Below are 8,861 nucleotides of genomic sequence, written 5' to 3' on the forward strand. Positions count from 1 at the left end.
CGGTATTCGAATAAATAGTATTGAAAGGGAGCTTGTTAGGTTTCTGTGTGTTGGTTTGCTGGTTGCTAATCAGAGTTTCCAGGGGGTTGAGTGGGTTTGTGGCTTGAGTAAGTGAGCCAATAAATAATAATGCGGCGTATAAGGCCAGGAGCAAGCCTAAACCTTTAGAGACTCTTTCTATTCCAGGCTTAGCTGCATCAAAAGCACCCATCTGGCTTGCTGTTAGGCCGCATAACAACGCCCATAAAAATAGCGAAACTGACTCAGGGATAACACGGCTAATGAGCCAGATTGCCACGGCAATTAGCATTATGCCGAAAGCGTATTTTACTTTGTCCATCCAGGCGCCGGCTTTAGGGAAGAACTTACCGCCACCTATAGCGATCAGGATTAATGGCACACCCATACCCAAGCCCAGAGCAAATAATGAAAGGCCTCCGATAACTGCGTCTGCTGTACTGCTTATATAAAGTAACGCACCTGCGAGCGGGGCTGAGACACACGGTGAAACAATTAGTGCTGATAGTGCACCGATAAAGAATACGCTGGTGATATGCCCACCATTAAGGTTTTGGCTGGTGGTATTGAGGCGGTCTCTNAAGAAAGCGGGGAGTTGCAGCTCGTAAAGGCCGAACATAGCTAAGGCAAGCAAAATAAATATTGCCGAAAATACGCTTAATACAATTGGGTCTTGCAGGGCTGCCTGTACATTGGCTCCCGCACCGAGCAGTCCTGTCACCACGCCTGCTGCAGCATAGGTTGCCGCCATACCGATAACGTAGGCTAGGGAAAGCATAAAGGATTTACCGACCGTTGGCTTTTGCTGGCCAGCAATAATGCTGGTAATAATCGGGATCATTGGAAACACGCAAGGTGTAAAGGTCAATCCGATCCCGAGTAAAAAGAATATTCCTACAATCGCCAGCAGGCTACTGTTCTGAATAAAGCTAAAGACGCCCGCAGCGTTTTCAAAGTCTGGGCTTTCTTGAGATGAAGGCGTTTGTTGCTGGTTGGGAGCTTGAAGCTTGTTGCTAGTTGTGTCGCTATTACTTTTTTGCGCTACATATAAGACCTTTTCGTGCTTTGGTGGGTAGCACAAGCCTGCATCTGCACAGCCTTGGGAGCTTATTTTAATCTCGACATCACTTAGTGAAGCATCGACGTCAATAGGAAGAGCAATTTCAACGTGCTTATAGAACGCATGAACCAAGCCAAAGTAATCATCCTGTTTAGGCTTTCCCTGGCTAGAAAATTCGGGAGGGCCAAGCTTTACCAGAGGTTCTAATGACTTATCGACAAGGCGGAATTTGAAGCGTTCTTTGTATAAATAGTAGCCGTCAGCTATTTCCCAAGACAGCTTTAAACCATTGTCTGTAGGCGATGAGCGAAATTTGAATGCCTCATCAACCTTTAGGAACTCATTCTGGCTTGATTCAAATAATCCCTTGCTATCTGAGCTAGAAAAACTAGTACCGCCAGAGGAATATGCGTCGGAGGTGAATGTTCCAAGAGTTAGGTAGATAATAACTAATAGGATATTTCTCATACTGGTTCAAAACCTTGCGATTGCATATATTGCACTTTAGATATAAATCTACTGTGTTGGTTCAATCAAAACTGTTAAATAGAACGATAAGAGGCAATAGATTTGTATAAATTCGTAATCATGCCATTATAAGTCGCTTTTGTGGGCTTGAAGATTAATATTCGATTAGATATTCCCAGGCTGCAAAAGTTTGATTGGTCGTAAGAAGGATTGTTAATCCGGTGGTAAATACTGAACAACAGCGCACCCAGTCCAGCTGTGAAAATAAGCTCGTTGATACAGCATTTGCTGATGTCACAGAATTAGTTAGAATTTTCAATAACTTGTTTATAACTCTCGAAGGTACTGAGTTGGTGGTGGGGGCTGATGAACCTCTCTATCTGCCAGCCTCGGAGACGGGTAGCTTATGCCAGGTTATTTCAAGGTTTGATTACTTCTCAAGCGCATTACATGAAATTAGTCATTGGTGTATTGCGGGTAAAGAGCGGCGCAAGTTAATTGATTTTGGTTATTGGTATGAGCCAGATGGGCGCAGTGACCAACAGCAACGCGAATTTGAGAAAGTCGAGATTAAGCCGCAGGCGCTTGAGTGGATTATGACGGAAGCTTGTGGAATGCGCTTTCGTTTGAGTGTCGATAATATTGCTCAGCCAGATGTTGGGGCGAGTAAAGAGTTTATCTGTGAGGTGGCTCAGCAGGCGGCTGACTACATAGAAAATGGCTTACCTGAAAGAGCTAACTTATTTGTTCAAGCTTTGCTAAGTCACTATCGGCCTGATTGTCGGTGCCTGGAAAGTGACGCATTTTCACTTGATAGGCTAAGCTAATGACAGTTTTAAGCAAATTAGCGGCTAATTAGGTGTATTCCGCTTGCAAGGCAGGGTTAGGGGGCATAAGCTCTCAGGTCAATATTTTAAGTGTTACTAGAGTGTATTCTAAATGAAGTTAAGTGGTTTTTTTGGTAAGAAAAAGCAAGACGAGTCGAATAAGGCACAAGGTGCCTCGACCAAAACTAACAAGCCTGCTTCGGCAAAAGAAGGGGGCGCCAATAAACCTCAAGCAAAGAAACACCCAAAACCTGAAACAGCAGGTAAGCCTCAACACAAAGGTGGCAAGAAAGGAAGCGCTCAAGCTAATGTACAAGAACAAGGGGCGAGTGTAGCGCCAAAAAAACAGGCTTGGAGTGCTGAGCAATATGTCGTAGCGCCCGAGGAAGGCAAGACCCGCTTTCACGATTTAGGTTTGCAAAATGACTTATTGCATGGCATCGCTGATCTGAAATATGAATATTGCAGCGACATTCAGGCAGAATCTCTACCTCACACTTTAAAAGGCTATGACGCCATTGGTAAGGCTGCTACGGGCACCGGCAAAACTGCAGCCTTCCTGATTACCATTATTAATGACTTGCTATCTCGACCTGTGCCAAAAGGTGATCGTTATGCAAGTGAACCCAGAGCACTGATTATTGCGCCAACACGAGAGCTGGCGCTGCAGATAGAGAAAGATGCTGTTGCCCTGACTAAACATATGGATATGTCGATTTATTCAGTGCTGGGCGGCATCGACTACCAAAAGCAAAAAGATTATGTGCGCAATACCGTTATCGATATTTTGGTTGCGACACCAGGGCGTCTGATCGACTTCCTCAACAGCAATGATTTGTATCTGGATCAGATCGACTTTTTGGTTATAGATGAAGCTGACCGTATGCTGGACATGGGCTTCATTCCTGATGTGAAGCGTATCATCAGTAAGTGCCCAAGAGAGGATAATCGTCAGACCTTATTATTTAGCGCGACCTTTAGTGACGATGTTTTGAACTTGGCAAACCGCTGGACGGTTAACCCTGTTTTCATTGAAATTGAAGCTGAGCAGCTGACGACGGATAAAGTCGAGCAGAAGATATTTATGGTGCCTACCGATGAAAAACTGGAAATAATTTGCCGCTATATTGAGGAAAACGATGTTAAGAAGGCCATCATCTTCGGCAACCGTCGGGATGAAACTCGTCGCCTTGAAGCTGAATTGAAATCTAAAGGTGTCAAAGCTGCGCTGTTATCTGGTGAAGTCCCTCAACATAAGCGCATCAGAACGCTTGACCAGTTTAAAAATGGAAAAATAGAAATCCTGGTTGCAACCGACGTGGCTGGACGTGGCATCCATGTAGATGGCGTGAGTCATGTATTCAATTATAACCTTCCTGAAGACGCCGAAGATTATGTCCATAGAATCGGTCGAACAGGGCGTGCGGGTGAAAAAGGAATCTCTATTTCCTTCGCCTGTGAAGACGATGCCTTCCTGCTTCCAGAGATAGAAAAGTACATTGGTATGAAACTTCCATGTGAATATCCTGCACACCTGGTTGGAAAATAAATTAATAAGACGGTTTTGTTTGAAGAATGAAAATTGTTGCTGATGAAAATATCCCCTTACTCACACGTTTTTTTGGTGATTTAGGTGACATTGTTAAGTTGCCCGGGCGGGAGATTAAGGCGGAACATTTGAGTGATGCAGATTTCTTGATAGTACGCTCAGTAACCAAAGTAAACCGTGAGCTTTTAGAAAACAGTTCAGTTAAGTTTGTTGGAACATGCACCATCGGTATTGATCATATTGATACTGATTACCTTGATCAGCAGGGCATTCGCTACTGTAATGCGCCTGGCTGTAATGCTAACTCTGTTGTTGAGTATGTTTTAAGTTGCTTATCAATTCTAACCGAAACTCATTCGCTCGATTTAGGCTCGGTAACAGTCGGTATTGTGGGTTATGGCAATGTTGGTAGCTTACTTGCTGCGCGCTTGGAGAAGCTGGGAATCAAGTTTAAAGCCTGTGACCCGTTTTTGGATGATGATTCACTTGTATCATTTGAAGAAGTGATGCGCTGCGACCTGATATCACTTCATGTGCCCTTAAGTAAAGAAGGTACGCATCCAACCTACCATATGATCGATAAGCAGGTGCTTGAAAGCTTGCAGCCAGAGCAAATTCTGATTAATTCGAGTCGGGGGCCGGTTATCGATAATGATGACCTGAATGACTTCCTAGATCATCAGCCACAGTTTACCGCTATCCTTGACGTGTGGGAGAGAGAGCCTGAGCTTAATGTCGAATTGGCTCGCAAAGTCTTTATTGGTACGCCGCATATTGCCGGCTATAGTTTTGACGGTAAGGTCTTGGGGACTGAAATGGTTTACCGGGCCTTATGCCAGTTTTTAGGTTTACCATCTCGCCACTCTTCTGGGCAATTCTTAGAAGAGCCGCCTTTGTCTAAAATGGCCTTTACTTCAAATGCAGATGTTGATTGGTCTATTCATACTGCAATTCGAGCCTGCTTTGATGTGCGTCATGACCATAGTTTACTGCAAGCCAGCTTACGCTTACCTGATGAAGAGCGATGGCAGGCCTTTGACCGCTTCCGAAAGAACTACCGCTGCCGGCGCGAGTTTTCAGGTGTAAAGATTCAATTGAAGAAAGTTAACTCAGAATTGCTAAGTAAGTTTAAGTCTTTAGGTTTTAATGTTAAGTCCTAAAATTGATACCTTAATAATGATAATAAGAGGTTAAGTGTGGCTGAGAAGCTTGATGATTCCCAAGATAGGCCAGTTGCGTCTTTTGCGAACTTAGGTTTATCAATTGGGGCGGCCGTCACTTTAGAAACAATTTCTCCTGCACGTAAGTATCAGGTAAACCTAATTGGTTTTGTTGAAAATCGTAGCATATTAATTTCTTCTCCCTTGAGAGAAGGTAAAGAAGTGCTTCTGGACAAAGACAGTACAGTGGCCGTTCGGCTTTTGGTGGGTAAGCAAGTCTGTGCTTTTGAAACTCGTGTCGCCTATCGTTCAATTCAGCCTTATAGCTATTATCACTTGGTTTATCCTGAAGAAATTACCGCGCTCCAGATTCGTAACTCTGAACGTGTCACGACAAATATTGAGGCTGAAATAGATAGCGACTTCGATATTTTTGGTGAATGGCCTAAACCTGCTTATATTGATAACTTAAGCAAAACTGGTGCAAGAATGTCTTCTCCCCAGTCATTGGGTGAAAAGGGGCATGAGCTTTTGGTGTCTTTTGAGCTGAGTGCGAGCGGTGTGACTAAGAGAATTTGCCTTCCGAGTATTATCCGCAATATAGAGCTAAATACCGATGAAGAAGTTGGTGAGGAAGGTCGCTATATTGTCGGTATTCAGTTTGTGAACCTGACTGATGAGTATGTGTTAACACTTTCCAGCTACATTTACGAAAATGAACGAAGATAAGGCAATGAGCCAAGCAAGTTTTACTTTTGGTTTGGTGCTTAACCCTCTAGCTGGAATGGGTGGGCCGGCTGCGCTTAAAGGTAGTGATGCAGCATCTACCACAGAAATAGCGATTTCCAGAGGCGTAGAGGCCAAGGCGGCCGATAGGCTAAGAGCGGTTTTAGTCGGTCTGAAAGATTTAGTTTTGCAGGGTAGATTGGCTTCAGTATCATTTTTGTGTGCAGGTGGACAGATGGGCGGAGATATCTGTTCAGAGTTTGCAGATGTCTTTGATATCGAGGTTTTGTTCCAGCCTCCTGAATTAACTCGAGCTGACGATACGCGTGCAGCCGCAGCCGAGATTATGAAACGCTCAATAGATATCCTGTTGTTTGTCGGCGGTGATGGTACTGCGCGTGATATCTACACGGTGATTGGTGATCAGCAGTGCGCTTTAGGGATTCCGGCAGGTGTAAAGATGCATTCTGGCGTATTTGCGGTAACACCTAAGGCGGTGGTTTCGGTGGTAGAAAGTATGGCGAGTCATCGTTTAGTGTCAGCCCGTATGGCAGACGTGAGAGATATTGATGAGGATGCTTTTGCCAAGGGGCTGGTTAAGACTCAGCATTTTGGTGAAATGCTGATACCGGACGATCAGCTTCTGGTTCAGTCGGTTAAATGTTCGGGCATGCTGGATGATGAGTTGATGCTTGAAGAGCTTTGCTCATTTATGAGTGAAGAATTAGAAGATGATACTTTGTATGTCCTCGGCTCAGGCGGCACCTTACAGCACTTGAAGGAAATGATCGGTTTGGAGCAGCCAACATTGCTGGGTGTTGATGTGTGTTTCTTTGATGGTGTAAATGTCACGCTTATCGCGAATGACGTTCATGAGGCTCAGCTATTTGAATTGCTGCAACAATATCCCAGGGTAAAGGTGATTCTCTCTGTTATAGGTGGGCAGGGGATTGTTTTAGGGCGTGGTAATCAACAAATTAGTCCACGAGTTCTTCGGCAGGCCGGTCTCGGTAACCTTCAGTTTATTTCGACTCAAGAAAAAATTAGAGCCCTTAATGGTCGGGCTTTGCATGTTGATAGCGGTTGTGACGAACTTGATAAGCAGTTATCTGGCTTTCATAAAATAATATGTGGCTATGATGATGCACTTATGTACGAGATTAGTTATTTGTCTTAAAAATATAAAAGGAATTAGGTGCACGACCCTGATGTTATTACCCCTCAGTGCCAGCTTCAGGCGGGGCTTTTGACAGCGCTAGATCGTTGTGTGCGGAAAGGGTTGTGGTCTGTTAGTTATCAGAGTATTTGTGAATCAGATGTTGCATGGCTATCGCGAGCTGGCTTGAGGTGCCATGCTTCATAATATGATTGAGTGTATCGATATTCGGCAAGCCCTTCAGGCCTTCAATGATTGGATGAATTTGCTCAGTTAAGACATTAATTTGCTGGTCGTGGCAGATGCTGGACATCAGCTTAAGACCCTTTGAAGTTAGGGTCGCCTGATCAATAGCTTCTTGCTTAAGAGTGCTTTCAAACTTAATGAAGCGCTCTTGCTCGAGCCAAAGCATAGCGCCAAAACAACTTTGAAAACGATCGCTATGTAAACCGTACTCATCAGCTTGGTCTGGGCCTGAGATATCCTCGACGAAGACGTTGCTCTTCATCGGGAAACTCATATACAGTTGCTTCAGAATTTTGGTGCAATCGAGAAAAAACTCTTCAATATGGATGCTGAACATTTAAATGGCTGACCCTAGTTCTCTTCAGGTAATTGTTCGTAAGTTTTTAGGAACAATTCAAAACGCTGAATTGCATCTTCCAGAACGTCTACCCGTGGAAGGAATACGAATCGGAAGTGCTGAGTATCACTGAGGTTAAAGCCTGTTCCGTGAACGATAAGAATACGCTGCTGTTTGAGCAAGTCCAAGACCAATTTTTCGTCGTTTACGATCGGGTAAATCTCAGGGTCTAGTTTAACAAAGAGGTAAAGCGCGCCATCAGGCTTGACGCATGAAACGCCCTTAATATCATTGAGCATTTTCCAGGCAAGCTCACGCTGCTCCCATAAGCGTCCGCCCGGAACGATTAGGTCATTGATACTTTGATAACCGCCCAAAGCGGTTTGAATCGCGTATTGAGCGGGTACATTACAGCAAAGTCGCATTGACGCGAGCATATCGATGCCGTCGATGAAATCTTCAGCATAATGCTTAGGACCGGTAATCATCATCCAGCCAGACCGGTAACCGGCTGCACGATGGGTCTTAGATAGGCCATTGTAGGTCAATGTAAGGACATCTGAAGACAGCGACGCAAGGGGTGTGTGAGTTGCGCCGTCATATAGAATTTTGTCGTAGATCTCGTCAGCTAATAGCATCAGCTTAAACTCTCGAGCAAGGTCGACCAACTCTTTCAGTAAGCTTTCAGGGTAAACCGAGCCGGTCGGGTTGTTCGGGTTAATGACGACAATTGCTTTGGTATTGTCGTTAATTTTACTGCGAATGTCCTCGACGCTTGGGTACCAGCTAGACTCCTCATCACATAGATAATGCACAGGCTTACCGCCACTTAGCGTTACAGCAGCCGTCCATAGAGGGTAGTCAGGTGAGGGGATTAACACTTCATCGCCGTCATTTAGCAGAGCCTGCATAGACATAACAATGAGCTCACTTGCGCCGTTGCCTAAATAGATATCTTCTATGTCAACATTGAGAATGTTTTTTGACTGATAATGCTGCATAACGGCTTTACGTGCAGAGTATAAGCCCTTTGAATCACTATAGCCTTGAGCGTTAGGCAAGTTACGAATGACGTCGGTTTGTATTTCTTCAGGTACGTCGAACTCAAAGGGCGCAGGGTTGCCAATGTTAAGCTTTAGGATTCGATGGCCTTCTTCTTCTAAACGCTTGGCTTCTCGCGCGACTTCCCCTCGAATGTCGTAACACACATTATCAAGTTTGGAAGATTTTTTGATGATTTTCATGACGCAAGAATCCATTAAATTAAGAAATTAAATAAGGCTATCTTTTTACTATAGATCCTATTCTAATAAA

At 44.3% G+C, this 8,861-nt stretch carries 8 protein-coding genes; 5 read left to right on the forward strand and 3 right to left on the reverse strand.

The genetic code is table 11. The features are described from left to right. Window positions 1–1,546: protein-disulfide reductase DsbD (dsbD, locus tag A3763_RS10695; RefSeq protein ID WP_068760010.1), on the reverse strand; the 1,546-nt coding region annotated here is incomplete at its 3' end. Window positions 1,547–1,767: 221 nt separating this feature from the next. Here dsbD and A3763_RS10700 point away from each other — a divergent pair. From A3763_RS10700 to A3763_RS10720, 5 genes are all read left to right on the forward strand, one after another. After that, the gene (locus A3763_RS10700) at window positions 1,768–2,373 is read left to right on the forward strand and encodes an elongation factor P hydroxylase (RefSeq protein WP_082880441.1); all 606 of its coding nucleotides are present in this window, start codon (window positions 1,768–1,770) and stop codon (window positions 2,371–2,373) included. A 112-nt stretch (window positions 2,374–2,485) separates the two neighbouring features. Beyond that, window positions 2,486–3,922, forward strand: a complete 1,437-nt coding sequence (gene rhlB, locus A3763_RS10705) for an ATP-dependent RNA helicase RhlB (RefSeq protein WP_082865404.1) — start codon at window positions 2,486–2,488, stop codon at window positions 3,920–3,922. A gap of 26 nt (window positions 3,923–3,948) precedes the next feature. Next, a complete protein-coding gene (gene pdxB / locus A3763_RS10710) occupies window positions 3,949–5,082 on the forward strand; it encodes a 4-phosphoerythronate dehydrogenase PdxB (RefSeq protein WP_068514747.1) in 1,134 nt (377 codons plus the stop codon). Between the two features lie 36 nt (window positions 5,083–5,118). Beyond that, window positions 5,119–5,811, forward strand: coding sequence for a flagellar brake protein (locus A3763_RS10715; RefSeq protein ID WP_068514750.1), 693 nt, complete (start codon window positions 5,119–5,121; stop codon window positions 5,809–5,811). A 4-nt stretch (window positions 5,812–5,815) separates the two neighbouring features. Beyond that, entirely contained in the window at window positions 5,816–6,985 is a 1,170-nt protein-coding gene (locus A3763_RS10720) for an ATP-NAD kinase family protein (RefSeq protein ID WP_068514798.1), read from the forward strand. 112 nt (window positions 6,986–7,097) lie between these two features. On the opposite strand, the gene A3763_RS10725 is transcribed toward A3763_RS10720, so the two are convergent. Next, complete coding sequence (locus A3763_RS10725; RefSeq protein WP_068513932.1) at window positions 7,098–7,547, reverse strand: hypothetical protein; 450 nt, start codon at window positions 7,545–7,547, stop codon at window positions 7,098–7,100. A gap of 14 nt (window positions 7,548–7,561) precedes the next feature. After that, the gene (locus tag A3763_RS10730; RefSeq protein WP_068514753.1) at window positions 7,562–8,791 is read right to left on the reverse strand and encodes a pyridoxal phosphate-dependent aminotransferase; all 1,230 of its coding nucleotides are present in this window, start codon (window positions 8,789–8,791) and stop codon (window positions 7,562–7,564) included. Between the last annotated feature and the right edge of the window lie 70 nt (window positions 8,792–8,861).

The sequence above is a fragment of the Oleiphilus sp. HI0128 genome (assembly GCF_001635365.1).

Excerpts from the sequence above, each read along its gene's own strand:
- rhlB (WP_082865404.1), top strand. The coding sequence starts at position 2,486 with ATGAAGTTAAGTGGTTTTTTTGGTAAGAAAAAGCAAGACGAGTCGAAT.
- pdxB (WP_068514747.1), top strand. The coding sequence starts at position 3,949 with ATGAAAATTGTTGCTGATGAAAATATCCCCTTACTCACACGTTTTTTT.
- A3763_RS10720 (WP_068514798.1), top strand. The coding sequence starts at position 5,816 with ATGAGCCAAGCAAGTTTTACTTTTGGTTTGGTGCTTAACCCTCTAGCT.
- A3763_RS10725 (WP_068513932.1), bottom strand. The coding sequence starts at position 7,547 with ATGTTCAGCATCCATATTGAAGAGTTTTTTCTCGATTGCACCAAAATT.
- A3763_RS10730 (WP_068514753.1), bottom strand. The coding sequence starts at position 8,791 with ATGAAAATCATCAAAAAATCTTCCAAACTTGATAATGTGTGTTACGAC.